Genomic DNA, 23,213 nt, shown 5'->3' with positions numbered 1-23,213 from the left:
TCGGGCACGCGCGCGCCTTTGGTTCATGTTGGCCACGGCAGCCAGCGGCCCTGTAAAGCCGCGGAGGCTTGTAGTCGCGCCGCCATTACTTTCAGGCTTTGTTCCAAAGGCATAAGTAGGGCGTCCTCTGACGCCAGCCCCCGTGCATAACGACTTCCAACAGTCCTTATGCCCGCGCAATACCTCCCGTTGCGGGGATGCCGCAGTGGCTTAGTTGAAGACCCTCGAAATTGCCCTGGTTCCTAGCTCCTATGATATATGGGAGGCTCTGCGGATAGTCGTACGTCCGCCTTTCTTTTTTGAGAAGACTAGGTATACTTCCCATTATCTTCATCACATACGAGATCTGGCTAGGCAGCTAACCAAGGTGTCTGACGACTTTTGTATTCAAGTTGATGCGATACGGGCTATGAGTCGTATCGAGTGTTTTGGGAGGGGGGATGGCAAAAGTGCACAGGGCGCTGGATCTGGGGCCGCACGATCTACGCGACCTGTACGCGTCGCGCCGCTTTCTAGACGAAGCAACACGGCGAAAGCTGGGGCTAGCGCGCTGTTTCGACGTCTATTTTAAAGATCCGCTGGTTGCGTCAAAGAACCCCGGACTCGATATCGATCACGAATTTTATGTGCCATGGGAGCCGGGAATTGTTCACGGGCCTACCAGCGCGCGCTTCGCCGTGGTCGATTACGACAGTACGACCAATAGGCTGGAGGAACCGGCGCTTTGGGACGACGACGCGAAGAAATTCCGCGATCCAGAGCGACGTACGATAGACGCGAAGATCAGGCAGTCACCTCAATTTCGCCAGGTCAGCACCTGGGCGATCGTGCAAAATACCCTGAATTACTTCGAAGGTCCAAGCGGGCTTGGCCGGAGCATCTCCTGGGCGTTCGAGGGCAACCGTTTGCTGGTCGTCCCGAACGCCGGTTACGGCGCCAACGCGTATTATGATCGCGAGAGCCACTCGTTGCAATTCTACTATTTCGATGACAGCAACGGCAAGCGCGTGCGCACGTGCTTGTCCAGTGATATAGTCAATCATGAATTTGCGCATGCTGTGCTGGACGGGATTCGGCCTCACTATCTCGAAGCGGTGTCGCCTCAAACCGGAGCTTTCCACGAATTCCTGGGTGACCTGACGGCGATCCTGATGTCGCTACGCAACACCTCCTTCCGGCAGGAGTTGGCTGACCGCACCGGCGGCCTGATCGACAGCAAATCCGGTGGTGAACTTCTTTCATCGGTCGCTGCCGAGTTTGGTCGGGCGGTGAACGATCAGGACTATTTGCGCAGTGGCGCCAACCAGGACAAGCTGAGCAAGTACAAGGACGAGATGGAGGTGCACGCCCTCTCCAAGGTGCTAACCGGGACCATGTTCGACATATTGATCAAATTCACGAAGCAATACCTCGAGCGCGAGAGAGCGGACGGCCAGAACCTCTCGCCCAAGCAGGCGCTGGCCTTCACCGTGCCGCGCATGCAAGTCGTTGCCATCCAGTCGCTCGACCTCTTGCCTCCGGTCGAGGTGACCTTCAATGACTACGCGCGTGCGGTGCTGCGCAATCTGCTGATCGCCGATCCTACCGATCCCAAGGGTTATCGCAAGATCATCGCCGAGGCCTTCTTAAATCGCGAAATTCTGACCCAAACGGAGGTGGACGAGTTACTGGAGCCTGCCGGACTCTATGATAGAATGCCGGGCGATATCCCCCATGATCCGACAATGATCGCAAGCTCTCGGGCCGAAGCCTATCGCTATCTCGATGACAATCGCGACGATCTTTATATCCCTCGCTCGGTCGACATAATCGTCGACGAAGTCTTTGCTGCCGAAAAGATGGTTGGCCGTGGCCTCTTCCTGCCCAAGCAGGTGATCCTGCAATATCTCTGGCGCGAGGACATCGTGCTCGAAGGCGAGCGCTTCGGCCCATATGAGGGTCAGACGACAAGCTTTCTATGCGGCGCAACCATGGTGCTCGATGAGAATGGCAGCATGCTCTCCTGGATGCGAAAACCCGGCAGTGAACCGTCGGCCAAGGCCGTGGCCGGTCAAGCAAAGAAGGACGCCGGAAAGAAACCGAATGGTGAAGAAGCGCGGGCGATCGCTGATTGGGAGGCCGGCAAGGAGCGGCGAGTTGCCTATCTTGAGGCGCTGGCGCGGCGTATTGATGAAGGCATGGTAGGTCAGGAACTCGCCGGGCCGGAGGGCATGGTCGGCGCGCTGTCGCCGCCGCTCCTCGCGCGGGAGGCGGGTGGGCAAGTGCGTTTTGAGCTCTCCCCGCATTTCCACATTCACGATGACGATGATCGTAAGGAAGACAACGATCACGACGATTACGATGCCAGCCTGAGGGGTCTGCGATGGCGAACGAGCTCCTGATACGCGTCTACGACGTCGGTCTCGGCGACTGCATCTATGTTCGCGTTCCCGGGAAGAGTGGCAAGAACGACGACGCTTTCCACATGCTTATCGACTGTGGCACCTGGAGTTCCGAGAAGCTGCTCGAGGTGGCGCTCAGGCAATTGGCAAGCGAACTTCCGACAGCCACCGATGGGAAGAAAAAGCGACTAGATCTCGTCGTCGTCACTCATGAGCATAAAGACCATATCGCAGGGTTCGATCCGTCACTGTGGAAAGCATTCTCTGTCGGCAATGTGTGGATGAATTGTGCGATGAACCCGAAACATCCACAAGCGGGCAAGACGCGCAAGATACGTAAGGTGGCGGAGAAAGCGATGGCGGGCCTCAGCGCGCTCGGTCCCGCGCTCAGTCCACGTCTCGCTGAACTTGTATCGGTCTTCGAGATCGGCAATGCCGGCGCCATGAACACGCTTCGCCACGCCCTGCTCACCGGTAACAACGAACCGACCTACGTGCATGCCGGCCAGACCCATAAGGACCTCGGGATCAAGCTGCACCCAGACGCACAAATTCAAATTTTGGGCCCCGAGTTGGATTTCGACCGATTCTATCTTGGTGCACTCGCCCAAGCCAACCTCAAGGGGGTAATTGGCCCCGCAGCCTTTGCAGCGAAGGACGAGTCTAAGATCGAAATCGCCAGCGCACCAGAGTCGGAACAGTTACCGGAACCGAAGAACATCAGCCCGGCTGCATTTCGAGCACTGCGAGCCCGCATGCAGTCCAATGCGCTCGCTTTTGCGGAACTTGACGGCAAGCTGAAGAACAATTCGAGCGTGGTGCTGCTGATCGAATGGAAGCGAAAGCGGTTGTTGTTCGTCGGCGACGCCGAATGGCACGGCGCTTTCAAAGACGGAAAAATGAACGGCTCCTGGAACGTGATGTGGAAAGAGCGGAACAAGCTGCTTGCCCAACCCGTCGACTTTCTGAAGGTCGGCCACCACGGCAGTGAAAATGCCACGCCTTGGGATATGGGCTCGGGTGCAAATACCGAGGAAGCAAGGATCCTCGAGGCGATCCTTCCTCTACCCAAGGCCGGCAAAAAACCTACCGCTCGTGCCGTGGTCTCTACCGAGCGCGGCAAATACCGCACCATTCCGCGAGGACAGATGTTGAAGGAAATCGCCCGGCGCGTTGATGGCGCCACAAAATATGCTGATGACCTGCGCGACTACAAGCCGAAGGATATTGCAGACTTTGAGGCGTATGAACGCGATTGGCTAAAGGAATTCCAGCCGCCACGCACCGATTTCGAGCGCATCCGAAAGAACAACGGCTACATAGATGTGACGTTTGACTAGAAGGATGGGGCAATGTCGCTTGGGTGTTGGGCGAAGGGAGTTCTGGGCATGCCGCAAGAGAAAGGGGACACGTTCAGTATCCTCAACGCTCAATTGGCAGACATCAAACAGGAAGACTTCGCGACTTTTTTCGACTTCCTGTATGGGGCAGTCGAAAAGCTAAAAACGGATCGAGAAAATTTCTATCGCTCCCTTCGCACCAGAAATTCCTGGTGGATCAATACCTCACGGTGGACACTCGGCACGCTTGGTGCCGCCGCCCTGCTCTTCACGGCCCTTGCTGGAATTGCAGCTATTGCCGCACCACAGGAGGGTTGGTTCAAGGGGTGGCAGACCGAAGGTTTGTTCTGGGCGTTCGTCATTTATGCGGTCATGGGTGCGATTGCATTATTCGAGCGTGGAACTGACCTCAGTGCCGCATACTTTCGCCATCTGACGATCACGATCGCGATCCGGAACTTGTGGAACGAGTTTCAGCTCACGATTCTCAAAGAATACCCGGCGCTGCTTGAAACTGCATCCGCGGACAAAAAGGCGGCGCGCGAGCGAGCGATCGAGTTGGCGCGGGCCTTGTGCAAGGACATCGACACACTGGTTTCGACCGAACAGACGGAATGGCGCACCGAGTTCATGGATTCTCTAAAGGAACTGGAGACTGCCGCAAAGGATGGCATAGGTGCCGTCAAGACCGATCTCCAAGCCGCCATGGACAAGGTAACGAAGGCCGCCGAAGAAGCGACGAAGGCCGCCGAACAGGCGAAGGCTGCCCTGTTACCGGGAGATCTCAACGTGACCGTGACCGGCAGCTTTGACGGAAACCTCGTCGTGCTGGTCGATCAGGCGAAGCGGCACGACAAGCCGGTTATGAAGAAGTTTGCCATACGGGGCATAGTACCTGGGACGCGCGAAATCGAGGTGAAGGCCAAGAAAGGCGCCCAGGACATCAATCTGTCGGAAGTGGTGGAGGTGAAGCCCGGACTTCAGAACTACACGGTTGCCCTGGCATAGTGCTCCATAGTCATACGGGTGCCCTGTGTGGTTGAGTGCTACATCGCGGTCTTTCTAGTTCAACGGCTAAACGCTGGACGATAGATTTCGCACCGAAATGGATTTTCGTACAGCGTGTGATTGATGATAAAGCTGCGACTGACAATCGACAGGGAAATACTTCGGCACTAGTAATAAGTATCGTTGGATAGAAATAGTTCGCGCCGGGAAGGATGGGATGGCGAAACCGGTGATCGACGAAGATAAGTTTGTCGGTGCTGACAAGGGCATCATCCTACCCACGCGCAACCTGAATGACGGCGGCAATCGCCTGCGATTGAGCAGCTTCGACCGCGGGGACCCGCCGGAATACAAACCCAACGGCGTCCCGCGCGGTGTCAAGTTCAACGGCAACGTGTTGGCGGTCTCGGCCAGCGGCAAGATGCCGCCGATCAAGGTGACCTGCGACATCGCGGGCTTCACCCCGAACGGCGCGAAGCCTATCCACTGGCGCCTGCAGACATTGCACGTCCTTGGACGCTTCAAGAATGTCGGAAATTACCACTACGCGTCGCGCATCGTGCCGCTCGAGGCCGAATGGACCGGCTCGTCGCAGAGCGCGGAGTTCACACTGTTCGCTGCCGGTGCCGTCCCGCCCGGTCTGGTCTATGACAATCTGGATGATCGCGTCGCGGGTGGCCACGCCATACTGACCGTTGCTGCGAAGCCGGGCGACGTGTGGCTGCAGGATTTTGTGCATCTGCGGATCACGGGCACCAACCCAACCGAAGCCGATATCCGGGCACAGGTGAAGAAGGTTGTGGCCGGCCGAAATGCAGCGCCGCTGGAAGCAATGCTCAACGCCGTCTTCGCCTGGGAAGCCAATATGGAGCAGTTCAGCGAGAGGCGACAGACGCAGACGAGATTCGGCGAAGACGGCTTCAAGAAGGTGTTTGACTGGCCTGACGACCCGCCCGACTACCCCGTGGCGGCGTTCGATTTTGGCGTTGGAATCTCGCAGTTCACCAACCCTGCCAAGCTCAAGACGTGGTTTGCGTGGGACTGGCGGGCCAATATCGCGGCCGGCGCCAACATCTTCTTCGACAAACTCAAGGCCGCGCAAACCAAGGACATCACCTGGGACAAATGGGCTCTTGCGGCGTGGCGCACCTATAATGGTTCGGGCGACGCGGCGGTGGCCTATGCCAAGCGACTTGCCGGATCACCCGATGGCAAGACCATCCCAGCGACCGCCGTGCCCAAGCTTGGGGGCAACGCTCTTGCGCCGCTCGCCTTTTCCGAGCCCCAAAGTCCCAAGTGGCCAGTAACCAAGGCCGTCGCCACGCAGCTGGCAGGCTCCGCATTGCTGGCAACCTCAAGCACCGCCGCGAGCAATGTGATCGGCGATGCGGCAAGCCGGGTGGCCGGCGATCGCGAGACGCTGGCGTGGATGTGGCCGCGTGTGGTCGAAAACATCCATGCTCAGGACGATCACGCGACAACGGGCGTCATCCCGGGACTATCCGGATCAGACCTGTCTGCGGCCGTTGCCGGACTCGACAAAGCGGGCATCAATGAATTGACCGATGCGTCGTTTGCCCATGCCTGGGCCAATCTTGCTCCGGTCGCATCGCTCACGGCGCTCTCTGCAGCGGCGCCCGATTCTCTGACGGCGGAGTGGATGAGCCTTTCCGAATTCGTGCGTCGCAACGTGGGGGAAGGCCGCATTTCGGACTGGGCGCACATGCGCACCATGATTTTCAGTGCCTTTGGCGCGCCGAGCAGTCCCCAGAAGGCTATCCAGCGCATCAATGCGTACTATGCTGCCTTCGTTACCGGACAATTGCGGCCGGGCGGGGCATCGATGAAGGTTCACGCCCAGATGGCTGCGCGGATGCAAGCCACGCAGGCGCTGCTCAACGCAAAAGGCGCCGCCGCCCAGCTTGGCGCGGTGGCCAGCATCGTTGGCTTCAACATTCGGCCGAACGCCAATGATGCTAGCAAGCCCAGCCTCCACAGTTTTGGCATCGCCATCGATCTCGATCCCCAGTTCAATCCCAACATGGCGATGAAGCCGGACGAACGTGCACGCTGGATCGATCTCGTCAAGTTCCTCACAGGTGTCGAGCCCTATGGTGCCGAGAGCGTCCGGCTCAAGACGGCGCGCAGCTACGATGCGTCGCTGCCCGACGTGAAAACTCTCCGCAAGGCTAGCGCTGATTACGTCGCCGCTAACAAGACACTTACCAGCCTTACCGCAGCCGTCCGCAGCGGTTTCCAAACGGAGCTTACACTGGCGATCTCGATCGCCGATGCCGGCAAGGTTCTGGCCCTTGCCGTACCACCGCATCCCGATCTCGGTGGCCTGAAGGCCAAGCTCACTGCTCTCTTGGTGCCAACGGCAAAGCTCTCAGCGATGGCCAACCGGCTGGTCTACGCGATGAGCGTTTTCACCATGGCGCAGAAATCCAACCTCAAGGCGGCAATCACCGGCACGGCGGCGACGACCGCCAAGTATGGATTCATCAACCTCCCCGTCGAAGTTATCTGTGGCCTCGCCGCCAGCGACGGCGGCGGTCTGCGCTGGCTGGGCACCTCGACGGGCACCAAGGACTACATGCATTTTGAGATCCGTGACGATGAACAGCGGCCGCGGTTCTGAAATCACACCAGCGCAGCATCAGCGGCGCGTGAAGTTCGCAAGGACGAACGGATTGAGCGGCTGGAAAGATTGGTTGCCGCCTTCAAGCAGGCGGCTTTCGGGCGCAAATCCGAGAAGAGCAATCCTGATCAGTTCGATCTGGCACTTGGGGATTTAGAAACGGCCATCGCGGCTGCCCACGCCGAAGAGGATGCCGAGGCCGCCCCGCGCAAACGGGTCTCCAAACCACGTACCACCAATCGCCGTTCACTATCGGCGAGGATATCTCCGAGCGGCTGGATGTGATCCCGGCACAGTTCCGCGTCATCATTACCCGCCGGCCCAAATACACCTGCCGCGCCTGCACTGATGGTGTCGTACAAGCTCCAGTCCCTGCACGCCTGATCCAGGCGGGCCCGCCGACCGAAGCCACGGTCGCTCATGTGCTGGTCTCCAAATATGCCAGTCATATGCCCCTCTATTCGGCAGGCGCAGATTATGAGCCGGTATCGATATCGACGATCAACACTTGCCGATTGGACCGGCCGGGCAGCCTATGAACTGCGTTCCGTCTTCGATGCCTCTGGAACTAACCCGCCAAGGGGTGAACGCAACATCCCGCGTCCGACCGACTTTGAGGAGATCGCCGGCGGCCCTCGCCATGCCCGACGATGGCGCACCCTCGACCTCGCTCACCGTCAAATGGCCCGAGCGGCAATAGGGACAGAGCGTCTCAAGACCCGGGATCAGCACGACGCGGCCATCCGACCGGCAGCATGGACATAAGCCGGGCGCGGAAAGCACGCTGCCGCAGCGGCCGCAGAGCATTTCGCGCGCCTGCATCGGAATCCACGCCGCGCAGGACGAACATTCGACGATCTGCTCCGGCGCTCGCCATGGCGGCAGGTCCATGAGTGCGACACGGGCGCCCTGCCCGCCTTGCGCGGCGAGTTCAGCCAGCAGATCGCGCAGTCCCGCTAGTTGCGGCGCCGTTGGATCGTGGACTTCGAGCGCCGCGATGGCCTCTGTCGCCTGGTCGTAGCGTGCCGCTTCGATCAATGCCGCGGCGTGATTGATCAGGAGACTCGGATGCGCCGGATCGACCTGCAGGCCGGTATGAAATGCCTCTGCGGCACGCTCCGGCTGGCCCGCCCGCCTGAGCAGGTAACCAAGCGTGTTCAACAATTCCGCGTGGTCGCCGCCCATGCTGCGGGCGATCTCAACATGCGCCAGTCCCGCAAACACCTGATCGAGATCGTCGAGCGCGGAGCCCAGCGCAAGATGGGCGTTGGCGCGCTCAGTTTCGCCTCTGTCATCGCCTTGTTCGAGAAAAAGCCCCAAATATTGCGCCGCCTCCTGTGGTTCGCGGGCCGCATTGGCGAAGATACCGGCGACATAGTGAAGCTCGGCCGACTTCGGCGCCAGCGCGAGCGCCTCGCGGGCCGCGGCGAGGCCCGGTTCTGCCCAATCCGCCTGCAGTGTCGCGCGGATTTTTTGTGCCGGGCCGTCTACCACGCCGGGCAGCAGATCGGTCAAGGCTTGGGCGCAGTCAAAAGCCCCATGCATATCGCCGCCACAGAGCAATTGGTGCGATCTCATCAACAGCGCGCGAGCGCGCTCAGCCGTGTCTTGGTCGGACCCGTTGTCGATCGGCGGGAACACGTCGTCCAACACAAGCTCGAGCGTGTGTCCGGCGCGCACGTGGATGACATTGCCGGGGACGCCGGGCACCATCAGCGATGAAGATCTCGAAACAAAGATCTCCCGTACGGACCGCATACTCTATCAGCTCGACGGCTCGCCTAGGGCGCCGAGGGATGCGGCCGAACCAGTCGGCTGGCGCAACGTCTGGGTGGCTCAGTTGAACCAGGCCGTGCGCGCGCGGCTTTCCGCCCCGCCGCCGCAGAGCTTTCTGCCCTTCATCTTTTTTCCTATCGCTGGGGCACGGCGGAGGAAAACGATTGGGTCGCGGGGCTTGCGCGCGAACTCAAGCGCCGAGCACGGTGGATTGCCCGCAGCGCGGGCAGGCAACAGTGATGCTGACCAGCACAAACGCCTCCTCGCTGTCGCGGCCGGATCAGTGCGTGGGATCGGGCGGTATGGCTATGGGCCGTGCAATTTTAGCGCGCTCGGTCGGGCATTGATATGCCGCAGCCGTCAATTTTTGCGAGCAGAACGGCTTCCCGATTTGAGGAAGCGTCCGTGCGGCCAGATGGAGTTTAGCACTGCTGTGGCCGCGGCCCTTCAGAACACCTCTGGCCTCCAGTGTATCACAACAAATTGGACAGAACCGCTGCCTGGTCCGATGAAAAGCCGCCCCTCCGTAATCGACGGCGATACCGTCGAATTGCCGGCACCCGATAGGCGCGTGCCACCAAGTCCGTCGTCATGTCATCTGCTGTCGTCCCCGAGGCATGGAAAAATCTTCCAGAGACTGGTTAAGGAAAGGGCCGTCGGCCGCAGCCGGTCGCTGCCAGCCCGTCGTTGACCGATGGGCTCATCCGCTACGATTGATCGGAGATGCTTTCGGGCGCGCAAAGGGCTTTGGTTGCTCAGCTACTTCCCACTGGTGCATACTGGCGCTCTGCGTCTCAAGTAGCACCTTCCCTCCGCTTTTCGCCGCGAACCTGGAGCAAACGCATGCCGATCACACGCCGTATCTACATCAGCATGCCAGCCGATCAATGGCTGCCTGACAACCTCAATGAGCTCAAATGGGGCATTGTCGACGAGATTGAAAAACTCGGCTACTCGCCTGAGATATTTACCAATCCAAGAGGCAAGGCGGGGCTTGCCTCCAGCATACCATGGACAGCGAACGATGCAGAGCGGATCGCCAGACGATGCGTTGGAACGGTGCTAATCGGAATGCCGCGCTGGACTTTTCATGATCCTGAATCTCAATTCGTCCGGTTAGGAACTGAATTTTCCCATTATGAAGGGGCTCTCGCTCGCATGCTCGGGCTGCCCATACTCGTTTTGGTTCAGGAAAATCTGCTGCGCCGTGTTGTCTTTGATGATGGCTTCGGTGGGTATGTCGGACAGTTTTCTCCGTTGGCTAATCAAAGCTGGCTAAATCAGAAAGAGTTCACTGTCCCCTTCGAATACTGGAAGGCTAAATTGCTACAGCGGAAGGACATTTTCCTCGGGTATTGCAGCAGTTCTAAAGGAACGGCTGCTAACCTGAAGCGCTACATGGTAGGCATTGGCGCGAATGTATTGGACTGGCAAACCGATTTCAGACCCGGCCGGTCGATACTCGAACAAATAGAAGGGGCCGCAGCGCAATGCAGCGCTGGCGTCTTCCTGTTCACGAAGGATGACGATTTGTCTGACCTTGCGCAGATCGAAAAGGCTGCCCCAAGGGACAATGTCGTATTCGAGGCGGGATACTTCATTGCCCAAAAGGGAAAACATAGCGTTCTCATCGTACGCGAGACTGGCTCCAAAATGCCAGCAGACCTCGGCGGCGATGTTTATGCGGCACTAAATGATAGGTCCGATATTGGCCCGATTGAAGACAGCGTGAGGTCATTCGTCGAGGCGCTTTGAAAAAAGGAGGTAAATGCGGTCCCGCCGCAGAGGGAGATAGGAAGGTCTATCTCCCCAAGGCGTCCGCTAACATCGTAGCGGCACGCCGCGACAATGCTTTTGCCAGACGTCCGCCGGGCCCCACTCGTCCTCTTCCGAATGTCCGTGGCTGACGAAGAGGTCCGTGCTTGGCGTCGATGCACGCGCGGGCGAAGGTCTGCACCCAGTGCGGCACGTCCTGCCGGCCGCCAGAGACCAAAGGCCGGAGAAAGCCCGCTCCTGCGCAACAGGCGATGCGGATGACATCATGATCGCCGGATTCCCGACGGCACCGGCGTCGGCGTTTGCGGTCGTAGTTAAACCCGAAGGTAGGGGTAGAGTTCAACACTCTTCCCTGTGCAATCACTCGCCCCGGTTTGGGCAAGGTAGACTTTGCGCTGTCGAAGGACTACCAGCTTGTTAGTCTGCGGAGCATTCGAGTGCGCGAGAGAACACTTTTATCAGGCGCTTGAGAAGAAATAGGGATGTTAACCTCCAAGAAAATTCAACAATGGTTGGACCGTCAGCAATTGAGGCGACCTGAGAGGGTGCTCAGTTCACGTATTTCGAATGAATCGGTAGGAATCGCACACGACGGAGCCGAGCATCTTCTAATCGCTCTCGAAGCTATCGTGAAACAGGAGCGGCCAGTCCTACCGATCCGAAAAGATCGGCTGTCCCTTGACGGAGCCTTTATCGATCCGCAAGCCCATTGGCTGGTAGAGGCAGCTGAAAAGGCGGCGCCTGTGCTCAACCCGATCATACCGCTCATTGGCCGGATCGATGTCCGAAACTCAGCCAATTTTTCATACGTCGGGACTGGCTGGCTTATTGAACCCGACATTGTGGTGACCAATCGCCATGTCGCGGTCCTCATCGGTCGCGAGGAACGGGGATGCTACGAGTTCTATCTCAACCATCTTGGCGAGCGATTGTCGGTTGAATTGAATTATCGGCGGCAGATAGACGATCTAATCGATGACAGGTCGCAGGCCTTCAAGATTGAGGACATTCTTTACATTGAGACGAACCCGACCAAGGCGGATATAGCGTTTCTCAAGATCGGTCGTCGCACCGACGGGTTGGTTCAAGATCGCCTTGTTCTCGCCGAGGACGAACCTTCGCCCGGCAACAATATTGCGGTTATAGGCTATCCGGCGCGCGCCGACGAAACCAGAGCGCCCGATCAGGACCTGATGCACAAAATATTCGCTGGACGGTTCGACGTTAAGCGGATTGCCCCAGGGGAAATCGAAGGCTCGAGCGGTGCCTGGACGACACACGATTGCACCACGCTCGGGGGAAATTCCGGCTCGCCTTTGATTTCGCTGACCGACGGACGAGTTGTCGGCTTGCATTTTGCCGGGGCCTATTTTCTGGAAAATTATGCGGTCCCAGTAACGATGATCAGGAGTTACATCAAAGACAAGCCATGGCTTACCCCCTACGTCGTACAGCCGGCCACAGAGACAGACGACATAATTTTCCATCCCCAGTCTTTTGCCCGTTTGCAGGCTCAGGGCTCTCGCGATGCTGGTACCAAAGTCAGTTTAGCGACGTCCTCCGTTTCTGTGACGATACCACTGTCGATCACAGTATCGCTTGGTCCCTTGGGAAGCGCATCAGTTGCGGCCGTTGCGGGACAAAATCAATCTGAAGACTTCGAAACTGTGGACAAAGCCTCAGATGCACTGCGCTCGGCAGTTAGGTCGGCTCGTGTACGGGCGGTGCATCCAGGCTATCTCTTCGCTGTGGACGGCTCGATTTCCGACACGCCCTGCGTTCAAGTCTTGGTAGATCCAAATTTCCTTGAATCGGTGAAGGAGGCGGCACCGGCAGCGATCGGTGGCTTTCCTGTAAGTGTCCGGCCGGCCGGCATCTTCGATCTTTATGAAAATTTTGACGAGGAAGCCGGCGTCGCGATTGCGTATGACGACGAGGCGCGGCAAGGCGAAGACTTCAGTTTCGTGCCCGTGGCTGAGGAATTCGAATTTAGATGCCACGTGGGGCCTGAGCGGAGCTGGCGTGGCCTTAGTGAGTTTCTGGCTGGTGCCGACAGCGAATTGGTTGCTTCGATCTATGAATTTCATGCCGCTTACATCGCTGACGCGGTGGAGCGCGAGATTGTCAACGGCGACAAGGTGGCATTCACTTTGGTCATGGACCCTCACACCCGCGGGGGCGATGACGGCCATGATGAGTTCAACCGTACGCAACGCTTCGCCAAATGGCAGGAGCGCGACGGAATACGTTTCGAAAATGCATTCGTCCCGATCGGCGGAGGCGGACTAGTTCGATCGAGCTATCACATCAAGGTTTCGGTCCGGGATCGAAACTATGTCTGGCTGTCCAGTGGGAATTGGACTTCAACCAGCCAGCCCAAGATAGCCGCTGCCGATGAATATGACGGTAACAGAACTATAAGGTCAGGCAACCGTGAATGGCACGTGGTCGTCAAGAACGAACGGCTTAGCACCTGCTTCAGGGCACACATCCGCCAGGATCTGTTGCGATCACGGGCGCTTGGTGGCCGCCAAGAGGCACCCCTTCCGGCGGATATCGAGGTCGATGTGCCAACAGCAATCCTGGAGGCCACTGATCTAGAATCAGTAGGGAAAATCGACCTCTTGGAGATCGCGGATGTTAAGGGACAAGCCACAGTTGAGCCTTTACTTACACCGGATCGAGGCGGCAAGGTATACTCCGATGCCGTGCTTCGGTTAATCCATTCGGCACAGTCCGAACTTCTATTACAAGTCCCCTACATCACAGCATATAAGGGCGGGGGATCGCTCGTTGAGCTTACCGATGCATTGGTCAAGAAGAGCAGGGAGATTGCTAATTTCCGGATCATACTACGCGCGGAGAACGATCCAGTGGCGGGAGCGCAAGACCTGAAACGACGTGGTATGGATATCGACCGTTGTGTGCGCCAGATTGGCCGGACGCACACCAAAGGGATGGTGGTTGACGGGAAACGCGTCCTGATTGGTAGCCACAATTGGAGTGGGCTCGGCGTCACATTGAACCGGGATGCCAGTCTGATCATCCAGAGTGCAGACGTTGCATCCTATTTCCGCCAAGCCTTTGAAATCGATTGGAAACGCGCACAGCCAGTCAAAGCCAGCCCAGCGGGCATGTTCTCTGCCGGAGTGCGCCCAGCCGCTGGCCAAGAGCCACCTCCGGGGTTCACGCGCATGCGACTCTCGGATCTAATTGAAGGTTAGTTCTGCAAAGGGGGAACGTATGTCCAGATCTGAGATCAGCGGCATTCCCGATGGACTTAAGAGATTGATCGCCGCCGAAAGCGATCCCCAGACTTTGATGGCGGTGGCAAAATACCTCAAGGCCACACGGAATTACGTGGTCCTTGCCTGGTTTAGTGAGCAACTTTTACGCCGCGATCGGGATAATCTCCGCTTGTGGCAATTCCAGGCGCAGGCCTTAGTAGAGCTTGGTTTTCTGTCAGCCGCCGATGAGGTCCTGGACGGTATACGCGGCAAAATCAAATCGACAAACGAAGACAGTATGGCTGTCGATTTGATCGCTCTTGAAGGACGCATTGCCAAGCAACGGCTCATTGATGCCGGCCCAAACGATGGGAAGAACCGAGCGCATCTTGCGACCGCTTTGAAATACTACCTAGCCGCCTATGAGCGTGCTGGCGACAACAGGAGTCTTCGGTATTTCCCGGGCATCAACATTGTGAGCCTGCTGTCCCTTGCCAAACGGCTCAACCTGAGTGCGCCAAAGGGGCTTTCTCCCAACAGTTGGGCCCAGTCTGTCAGCGATGACTTGTATGCTGTTCAGGATAGAGAGAGTCACTACCACTGGTGGCAAGCCACTTCGGCGGAAATCGCACTTTCTCTTGGCGACTATGATCGATTCGCCGAATCCGTGCTGGCGTTGGTCGGTGGTAGGAAAACCCAGCAAGAAATCGAAATCGAGGAGAAGGCTCTCGAAAAGGTGCGAGCGGGGGGCTATTTCCAGACACTTCCCGCAGTCGATCCAAACAGCGCGGACGCTTTCGTACTGGCCAGCTTTGACCGTCAACTAAGGGAAATATGGGCAGTCGACACGCAAAGTTCGCCACGCGTATTGGGGGTTGTCATGGGTCTCCGCCAAGCGTTGCTGGAGCGAAGCGGTGGAAGTTTGGAATTCGATGCGGATGCCTTCGCCGCAATCTACCAAAAACAGGCGGTGTTTGAAGACGACGGGCCGCTTCCGTTTGCATGGGTGCTCCTGGGGATTCAGCGGGCCAAGTCCGTCGCGGCAATCATGATACCCGATTTCGTCGGCTCGCGAAGAATTGGAACGGGCTTCTTGATCGCCGTTGAAGGTGGCGGCGGCGGCCACTATCTGCTTACCAATCAACACGTCGTTTCGGCGGAAAAGCCGTCGGCCGGCAAGCTGAACAGCGTTCGCGTACGCTTCGAAGCCGTGGACGCCACGATCTTGTTGCAGCCTACCGCAATCGTCTGGGAGAGTGAATTACATGACGCGTCTCTGCTCAGGTTAACTTCGGTTCCCGAGGGAGCTGTCGCGCTTGAGCCCCGCGCGGCCCTGCCGCCCTTGAACAACGCGGCGAGAGTCTACGTCATTGGCCATGCCAGCGGCGAGCAGCTGCAGATGTCCCTGCAGGACAACGAACTGCTGGACGAGGAAGTCGGCCGCGGGGATGAAAGCCCCGTCAGACTGCACTACCGGGCCCCAACGCGAGAAGGCAGTTCCGGCAGCCCAGTATTCGCCAAAGAAGAGTGGGCGCTGATCGCACTTCACCGGGCAACTCTAACCAGAGACGGTAGCACCGGCATGACTTTGAGCGGCTATAGATACTACAACCGCGCCAATGAAGGAGTGTCGATCGTATCAATCGACGCTGCGCTACGGCATGCGGTAAAAGGCTTGGGCTTTCGTTTCATTTCGTAAGTCGGTTGGCCTCCGGCGGCGATCGCAGCAGCGCCTCGGCCGCCCATGCTTCGAACGGGTTTGTACCAAGAGTCACCTCCCCAGAGTTAGGCGCAATGGCGCTGCGCGTGCTGGGCCGAGTCAATTTCCCTTTAGGCAAGGACGTTCGCAGCGCTACTAGCCACATGAATACTCAAGCGCTCAGGTTCGGGGAAGCGCGTGCGGGAGCGCGCTATGCTGGCGCCGAAAAGACAACGCAATGGGTCAAGCCGCAATTCGCGAGCTTTTTCATGCTCAGAGACGACGTGAGTGTCGGTGGGACCGCTATCATTGGGATATTCCAGGGCGCTCAGGAGCCGGCGGCTATGAGCAGCGCATCGAGGTCTCTCACGCCATGATCCTTGTCGCGCCATGGGCGGCAATCTCGTCCCGAACGCCCTCGTCCTAGCCCCAAGAACCTGGCGTCGAAGGAATGATCGAGTCCCTTGGATTAGATCAGTTTGCTTGCCCTGGCTGCAGCTCACCCTGAGCGGTGTAGGTTACCGAAAGCTCGAGGCGCCAGTCGGCGTTGTTGGGATCGAGAGCCACGAGCTTCTCACGGATGGCAAGGGCCTTGTGATAGCTCTCCAGGGCGCCCGCCAAGTCCCCCTGCGCCTTCTGGACGCCGCCGATAGATCGGTAGTCGATCCCTACGCTGCTAAGACGGATCATGTTTGCTGTGTCGGCAGCGCTTAGCTTGTCGTCGATGGCGAGCCCTTGCCGATAGTTATCCAAGGCGCCCCCCAAGTTACCCTGTGCCTTCTGGACGTCGCCGATATGGGAATAGATAGTGGACAGTTCACTCTGCCAGTCGGCATTGCTTGGATCGAGTGCTGCCAGCTTCTCACGGATGGCAAAGGCCTTCTGCTGGTTCTCCAGGGCGCCCGTCAAGTTCCCCTGCACATTCTGAACGTCACCCAGTGTGGTGTAAATCGACGACAGGCGGCTCTGCCAGTCGGCATTGTTCGGTTGGAGAGCAACCAGCTTCTCGCGGATAGCAAGAGCCTTCTGATGGATCTCCAGGGCGCCCATCAAGTTCCCCTGCGCCTTCTGAACGTCACCCAGTGTGGTGTAAATCGATGACAGGCGGCTTTGCCAGTCAGCATTGTTCGGATCAAGAGCCACCAGCTTCTCACGGATGGCAAGGGACTTCTGATAGTTTTCCAGGGCGCCCGCGAGGTTCCCCTGCGCCTTCTGGACGTCGCCAATCTGGCTATAGCCATAGTCAAGATTGCCCGCCCAATAGGTGTTGTCGGGATCTGCGGCAAAAAGCTTCGCTCGGATAGCCTGGCTCTTAGAAAAGCTCTCGAAAGCTTTGGCAAGATTTCCAACTGCTTTCTGACCCAAACCGACTCTTTCGTAGATGAGCGACAGGAGGTTCTGCCAGTCTGCATTGTTCGGATCGAGAGCGACCAGCTTCTCACGGATGGCAAGGACCTTCTGATAGTTCTCCAGAGCGCCCGCCAGATTCCCTTGCGCTTTCTGCCCGTCGCCGACGGAAGAATAGTCACCGGCAAGATTACTTAGCCTGCCAGCATTTCCTTGGTCCGCAGCCGTTAGCTTTTCATCGATGGCAAGTCCGCGCCGATAGTTCTCCAAAGCGCCCGCCAGGTTCCCCTGCGCTGTCTGAAGGTCACCCAGTGTGGTGTAGATCGACGAAAGGTTGCTCTGCCACTCTGCATTGTTTGGATCGAGAGCCACCAGCTTCTCACGGATGGCAAGGGCCTTCTGATAGTTCTCCGGAGCGCCCGTCAAGTTCCCCTGCACCTTCTGAACACTACCCAGCGCGGTGTAGATCGATGACAGGCGGTTTTGCCACTCTGCATTGTTCGGATCGAGAGCCACCAGCTTCTCACGGATGGCAAGGGACTTCTGATAGTTCTCCAGGGCGCCCGCTAGGTTCCCCTGCGCCCTCTGGATGTCACCAATCTGGCTATAGCCATAGTCAAGATTGCTCGCCCAGTTGGTGTTGTCGGGATCTGCAGCATGAAGTTTCGCTCGAATAGCCTGGCTCTTAAAAAAGCTCTCGAAAGCTTTGGCAAGATTTCCGCGTGCTCTCTGAGCTAGACCGATTCTTTCATAGATCAGTGACAGCCGACTCTGCCAGTCGGCATTGTTGGGTTCGAGAGCCACCAGCTTCTCACGGATGGCAAGGGCCTTCTGATAGTTCTCCAGGGCGCCTGCCAGGTTCCCCTGCCCATTCTGAACGTCACCCAGCGCGAGGTAGATCGATGACAGGCGGCTCTGCCAGTCTGCATTGTTCGGATCAAGAGCCACCAGCTTCTCACGGATGGCAAGGGCCATCTGATAGCTCTCCAGAGCGCCCGCCAGGTTCCCTTGCGCTTTCTGGACATCTCCGACGGAAGAATAGTCAGCGGCAAGGTCATTTAGCATGCCGGTGTTTCCTTGGTCCGCAGCGCTTAACTTTTCGTCGATGGCTAGTCCGCGCCGATAGTTCTCCAAAGCGCCCGCCAGGTTCCCCTGCGCTGTTTGAAGGTCACCCAGTGTGGTGTAGATCGATGACAGGCGGCTCTGCCAGTCGGCATTGTTCGGATCGAGAGCCACCAGCTTCTCACGGATGGCAAGGCACTTCCGATAGTTCTCGAGAGCGCGCGCAAGATTCCCCTGCGCCTTTTGAACATTACCCAGCGCGGTGTAGATCGATGACAGGCGGTTCTGCCAGTCGGCATTGTTCTGATCGAGAGCCACCAGCTTCTCAAGGATGGCAAGGCACTTCTGATAGTTCTCCAGGGCGCCCGCCAGGTTTCCTTGCGCCTTCTGGACGTCTCCGACGGAAGAATAGTCAACGGAAAGATCGCTTAGCCTGTCGGTGTTTCCTTGGTCCGCTGCGCTTAACTTTTCATCGATGGCTAGTCCGCGCCGATAGTTTTCCAGAGCGCCCGCCAGATTCCCCTGCGCTGTCTGAACATCACCCAGTGTGGTGTAGATCGACGAAAGATTGCTCTGCCAGTCGGCATTGTTCGGTTCGAGAGCCACCAGCTTCTCACGGATGGCTAGGGCCTTCTGATAGTTCTCCAGGGCGCCCGTCAGGTTCCCCTGCACATTCTGAACGTCACCCAGTGTGGTGTAAATCGATGACAGGCGGCTCTGCCAGTCAGCATTGTTCGGATCGAGAGCCACAAGCTTCTCAAGGATGGCAAGGGCCTTCCGATAGTTCTCCAACGCGCCCGTCAGGTTTCCTTGTGCCTTCTGGACGTCGCCGACGGAAGAAAAGTCAACGGCAAGATCACTTAGCCTGTCGGTGTTTCCTTGGTCCTCTGCGCTTAGCTTTTCATCGATGGCTAGTCCGCGTCGATAGTTCTCCAGAGCGCCCGCCAGGTTCCCCTGCGCTGTCTGAACATCACCCAGTGTGGTGTAGATCGACGAAAGGTTGCTCTGCCAGTCGGCATTGTTCGGTTCAAGAACCACCAGCTTCTCACGGATGGCAAGGCACTTCTGATAGTTCTCAAGGGCGCCCGTCAGGTTCCCTTGCGCCTTCTGGACGTCGCCGACGGCAGAATAGTCAGCGGAAAGATCATTTAGCCTGTCGGTGTTTCCTTGGTCCGCTGCGCTTAACTTTTCATCGATGGCTAGTCCGCGCCGATAGTTCTCCAGAGCGCCCGCCAGATTCCCCTGCGCTGTCTGAACATCACCCAGTGTGGTGTAGATCGACGAAAGATTGCTCTGCCAGTCGGCATTGTTCGGTTCGAGAGCCACCAGCTTCTCACGGATGGCTAGGGCCTTCTGATAGTTCTCCAGGGCGCCCGTCAGGTTCCCCTGCACATTCTGAACATTCCCCAGCGCGGCGTAGATCGATGACAGGCGGCTCTGCCAGTCAGCATTGTTCTGATCGAGAGCCACCAGCTTCTCAAGGATGGCAAGGGACTTCCGATAGTTCTCCAACGCGCCCGCCAGGTTTCCTTGCGCCTTCTGGACGTCTCCGACGGAAGAATAGTCAGCGGCAAGGTTACTTTGCCTGCCCGTGTTTCCTTGGTCGGCAGCGTTTAGCTTTTCATCGATGGCTAGTCCGCGCCGATAGTTCTCCAAAGCACCCGCCAGGTTTCCCTGCGCTGTTTGAAGGTTACCCAGAGTGGTGTAGATCGATGACAGGCGGCTCTGCCAATCGGCATTGTTCGGATCGAGAGCCACAAGCTTCTCACGGATGGCAAGGGACTTCTGATAGTTCTCCAGGGCGCCCGCGAGGTTCCCCTGCGCATTCTGGACTTTGCCAATCTGGCTAAAGCTATAGTCAAGATTGCTCGCCCAGTTGGTGTTGTCGGGATCTGCGGCAAAAAGCTTGGCTCGAATAACCTGGCTCTTAGAAAAGCTCTCGAAAGCTTTGGCGAGATTTCCGCGTGCTTTCTGAACTAAACCGATTCTTTCATAGGTGAGCGACAGGCGGTTCTGCCACTCTGCATTGTTTGGATCGAGAGCCACCAGCTTCTCACGGATGGCAAGGGACTTCTGATAATTCTCCAGGGCGCCTGCCAGGTTCCCCTGCGCCCTCTGGCCGTCGCCGACGGAAGAGTAATCAACGGCAAGATCGCTTAGCCTGTCGGTGTTTCCTGGATCCGCAGCGCATAGCTTTTCATCGATGGTTAGTCCGCGCCGATAGTTCTCCAGAGCACCCGCCAGGTTCCCCTGCGCTGTCTGAACGTCACCTAGGGCGGTGTAGATCGATGACAGGCGGCTCTGCCAGTCGGCATTGTCCGGTTCGAGAGCCACCAGCTTCTCACGGATGGCAAGGGACTTCTGATAGTTCTCCAGGGCGCCCGTCAAGTTCCCCTGCACCTTCTGGACGTCGCCTTTAACTTGAAAAGCTGTTCCCAGTTGAGCTTGCCAAGGGTGATCGAGCGGTCGTGCACTGCTAAACCTGAGAGCCGTTTGGACCGCGCGCACTGCATAATCCAACGCAATTCTTGTATCGCCTTGAGCTAACAAAGTTCTAGAAATTTCAACGAATGTGACTTCTTGTGCACGTCGGACCTCCACTTCATCGCCAACGGCTTCTATCAACTTGTCCTGCAATCCCTCTGCGCTAACGAGTATATTTCTTATCACTGCTACTGGAACGCCGTTAACATTTCGAAATTTTTGCGCCAATTCAAGGGTTACCGAGTTTGCTACTGTTGTCGATGCCGACAACAAAACCTGCGACCGCCTCTGTTCGTGCCACGCGATGGCCCCGCCAATGATCGCGACGACGGCAAGAACGCCTGCGACAGCCGCGCCTATTCGCGTACGTCGGCTTGCTTCCTTCACAGCTATGATCTGGCCTTTTGCCGCATCGGCAGCTTTCCTCTGCTCTGCCGCAATCGTCTTGGCATCGGCAAGTTGCCGCGCCGTTGCCTCCTCCTTTTCCACGGCGACGGCGTTGTCACGGGCGTTGCAGGCGGCGAGATAGGCGGCTGTCTCGCCGTTGACGAGGCTTTTCAACTCGTCGCGTTTGGCCTGTTCGCTTGTCCGATCAAGCAGCGTACCGGAATGCTGCAGCCAGTCGCCGAGCCTGCCTTTGGCATCCCATTCACGTGCCGCGTCTCCCGCGCGACGCAACATGGCAATCGCCTCACCGTCCGCGCGCAACCATTCGCGCATTGGCCGCCATTGCCTGAGCAGCGCCTCATGCGCGATCTGCAGCCGCGTTTGTCCTGAACCTGGCGCTGAATCCGACGTGAGCAGGCGCTTGTCGACGAGTGCGTCAATGAGCGGTAGCCCCTCGGGAGGGAGGTCGTCACGAAAGGCAGGTCGACCCTGTGGCTCCCGCGTTGCCGGATCGACGACTGCCAACTGTGGAATAAGCGTTGCTCGCAAGAGTGCTAGGACGGCGTCGCGGTTCTTGGGGACGTCCGGGTTGCCGGCGAGCGTTGCCAGCGCATCGTTCACCGCCTTTTCGATCGCCCCTCCTATGGCGCCGCTCTGATGATATTCTGCAAGCGTGATGACGTCATCGCCACCATGGTCCAAGAACATTCGTTCCATGACGAACGCCAGCAGCGGCATCTTGTCGGGGCCACCGTCCTTGAGCACGTCGCGCAGCAGAGTGTCGATGAAGTCCTGCTTCAGCACCAGTTTCCGCTTCGTGTTTCTGTTGAGGACCTCGGCAGGGCCGATGACCACCTCCTGGAAGCTCGCTTCGGTCATCGGTCCGACCGAGAATGGGGTGTGCGCAACTGGCCCGAACGCTGGGCTCGTCTGCAGCCGCTCATAGGCGTCGGAGCGGATGGTAATGATGCCAAGTGTTGTCGCAAACGGTGCCTTCGCGGCCCTCCTCTCATTACCTGGTTTCCTGAGATGGAGCAGTTCGACTAGTCTCTTCAGAAAGACAACGGTCTCCGGCAATGCGTCGCTGGCAAACAGTTCCTCACCCTGATCGATCGGGATCACCAGTGTCGGCGGTCCGATGTCGGGATCGCCAGGCGATGCTGGGGGCCTGGCCTTGCTACAGATTTCTTGGACAAGGTCGGAAAGCGCTTTACCGCCGGCGTCAATCGCCGCACGGATTGCGGCCCGATCCTTCTTCAGGCCGACCTTTGCCGCGGTCGTGTCGAGGGCTTGGGCAAGCCCGGCTTCACCGTAGACGGCTCCGAATGCTGCGCGGATTGGAGGCAGCACGAGGAAACGCCGATCGTCGCGGTCCAGTCGAGGAATTATGCCTGCCCGCAGGAATGAGGACTTGCCCGCGCCCGACGCGCCGAGGACTACCAACAGCCGCGGCGCTGCAGCCTCGCGCAGTCCGCGCAGCCGGTCGAGCGCTTCCACAATCAGCCCGTCGCGGCCAAAGAAAATGCCGGCATCGACACCCTCAAGCGGCTTCAATCCTCGGTAGGGCGACCGGTCCGGCTCTTCCTTTGGTGGCCAGGGAAAAAAGCCGGCATCAAGCCCCGCCTTCTCGAGGCCTGACTTCAGCCGCTTCAGCGCACTTTCCGAGAAAGTGACATGTTGTTCCTCGGTCCTGTCTTCCGACAGAGTCGGGATGATCACGCCGTCGCGACCCTTGGTCAGATCCACTGCCTGCCAGTAGGCCTTCAGCTTCGGCGGCAATGCCTCTATTGTCACCCTGTCATCGATGATGACGCCGAACATCGGCTTGTCGAGCTTGTGGGCGAGCATCATCTCCTTCTCGCACCAGTCGGATTCAAGCCATGCCTTGCTGATCAAGAACAGCACCGCCTGGCAGCGATTGGCCGCCTCGTGCAGCGCACGCTCCCAGCGCTGGCCAGCGACGATGCCACGCTCCGGGTCAAGATCGAGGAAATAGTCGTTCCAGCCATTCGAAGTCAGCCAGTTGCCGATCGCCCGCGCCTCGGCGTTGTTACGGCTCGAATGACTGATGAAGATGCGGGACAA

General features: G+C 58.2%; 9 protein-coding genes and 1 pseudogene. 8 read left to right on the top strand and 2 right to left on the bottom strand.

Annotated elements, in window-relative coordinates; translation table 11 throughout:
• Window positions 1-440: 440 nt before the first annotated feature.
• The 5 genes and pseudogenes from AC1DZ8_RS17885 to AC1DZ8_RS17865 all read left to right on the top strand — a co-directional run.
• Window positions 441-2,381, top strand: coding sequence for a gluzincin family metallopeptidase (locus AC1DZ8_RS17885; RefSeq protein ID WP_477307078.1), 1,941 nt, complete (start codon window positions 441-443; stop codon window positions 2,379-2,381).
• Window positions 2,363-3,721: an MBL fold metallo-hydrolase gene (locus AC1DZ8_RS17880; protein ID WP_477307076.1), complete on the top strand. Its 1,359-nt coding sequence runs from the start codon at window positions 2,363-2,365 to the stop codon at window positions 3,719-3,721. Before AC1DZ8_RS17885 ends, AC1DZ8_RS17880 begins: the two co-directional genes overlap by 19 nt.
• Before the next feature lie 48 nt (window positions 3,722-3,769).
• Window positions 3,770-4,729 (top strand): SLATT domain-containing protein, encoded by a 960-nt coding sequence (locus AC1DZ8_RS17875; RefSeq protein ID WP_477307074.1) that lies wholly within the window; start codon window positions 3,770-3,772, stop codon window positions 4,727-4,729.
• A gap of 217 nt (window positions 4,730-4,946) precedes the next feature.
• A complete protein-coding gene (locus AC1DZ8_RS17870; RefSeq protein WP_477401315.1) occupies window positions 4,947-7,370 on the top strand; it encodes a M15 family metallopeptidase domain-containing protein in 2,424 nt (807 codons plus the stop codon).
• Window positions 7,371-7,385: 15 nt separating this feature from the next.
• Window positions 7,386-7,931: pseudogene (locus tag AC1DZ8_RS17865) on the top strand (transposase domain-containing protein); the annotation flags it as partial.
• Here the strand turns inward: AC1DZ8_RS17865 and AC1DZ8_RS17860 are convergent.
• On the bottom strand, window positions 7,872-8,555 hold the full coding sequence (locus AC1DZ8_RS17860) for a tetratricopeptide repeat protein (RefSeq protein ID WP_477307122.1): 684 nt from the start codon (window positions 8,553-8,555) through the stop codon (window positions 7,872-7,874). The pseudogene AC1DZ8_RS17865 and the gene AC1DZ8_RS17860 sit on opposite strands and share 60 nt — an antisense overlap.
• 1,434 nt (window positions 8,556-9,989) lie before the next feature.
• Between AC1DZ8_RS17860 and AC1DZ8_RS17855 the strand changes: the two genes are divergently transcribed.
• The 3 genes from AC1DZ8_RS17855 to AC1DZ8_RS17845 all read left to right on the top strand — a co-directional run bounded on the left by AC1DZ8_RS17855 (window position 9,990) and on the right by AC1DZ8_RS17845 (window position 15,848).
• On the top strand, window positions 9,990-10,901 hold the full coding sequence (locus AC1DZ8_RS17855) for a nucleotide-binding protein (RefSeq protein WP_477307070.1): 912 nt from the start codon (window positions 9,990-9,992) through the stop codon (window positions 10,899-10,901).
• A gap of 503 nt (window positions 10,902-11,404) precedes the next feature.
• Window positions 11,405-14,146, top strand: a complete 2,742-nt coding sequence (locus AC1DZ8_RS17850) for a phospholipase D-like domain-containing protein (protein ID WP_477401313.1) — start codon at window positions 11,405-11,407, stop codon at window positions 14,144-14,146.
• 19 nt (window positions 14,147-14,165) lie between these two features.
• A complete protein-coding gene (locus AC1DZ8_RS17845; RefSeq protein WP_477307067.1) occupies window positions 14,166-15,848 on the top strand; it encodes a trypsin-like peptidase domain-containing protein in 1,683 nt (560 codons plus the stop codon).
• A 474-nt stretch (window positions 15,849-16,322) separates the two neighbouring features.
• On the opposite strand, the gene AC1DZ8_RS17840 is transcribed toward AC1DZ8_RS17845, so the two are convergent.
• On the bottom strand, window positions 16,323-23,213 hold the full coding sequence (locus tag AC1DZ8_RS17840) for a tetratricopeptide repeat protein (protein WP_477401311.1): 6,891 nt from the start codon (window positions 23,211-23,213) through the stop codon (window positions 16,323-16,325).

The sequence above is a fragment of the Mesorhizobium sp. P2_F7 genome (genome assembly GCF_056403695.1).
This window is presented reverse-complemented; position numbering and strand designations above follow the sequence as displayed.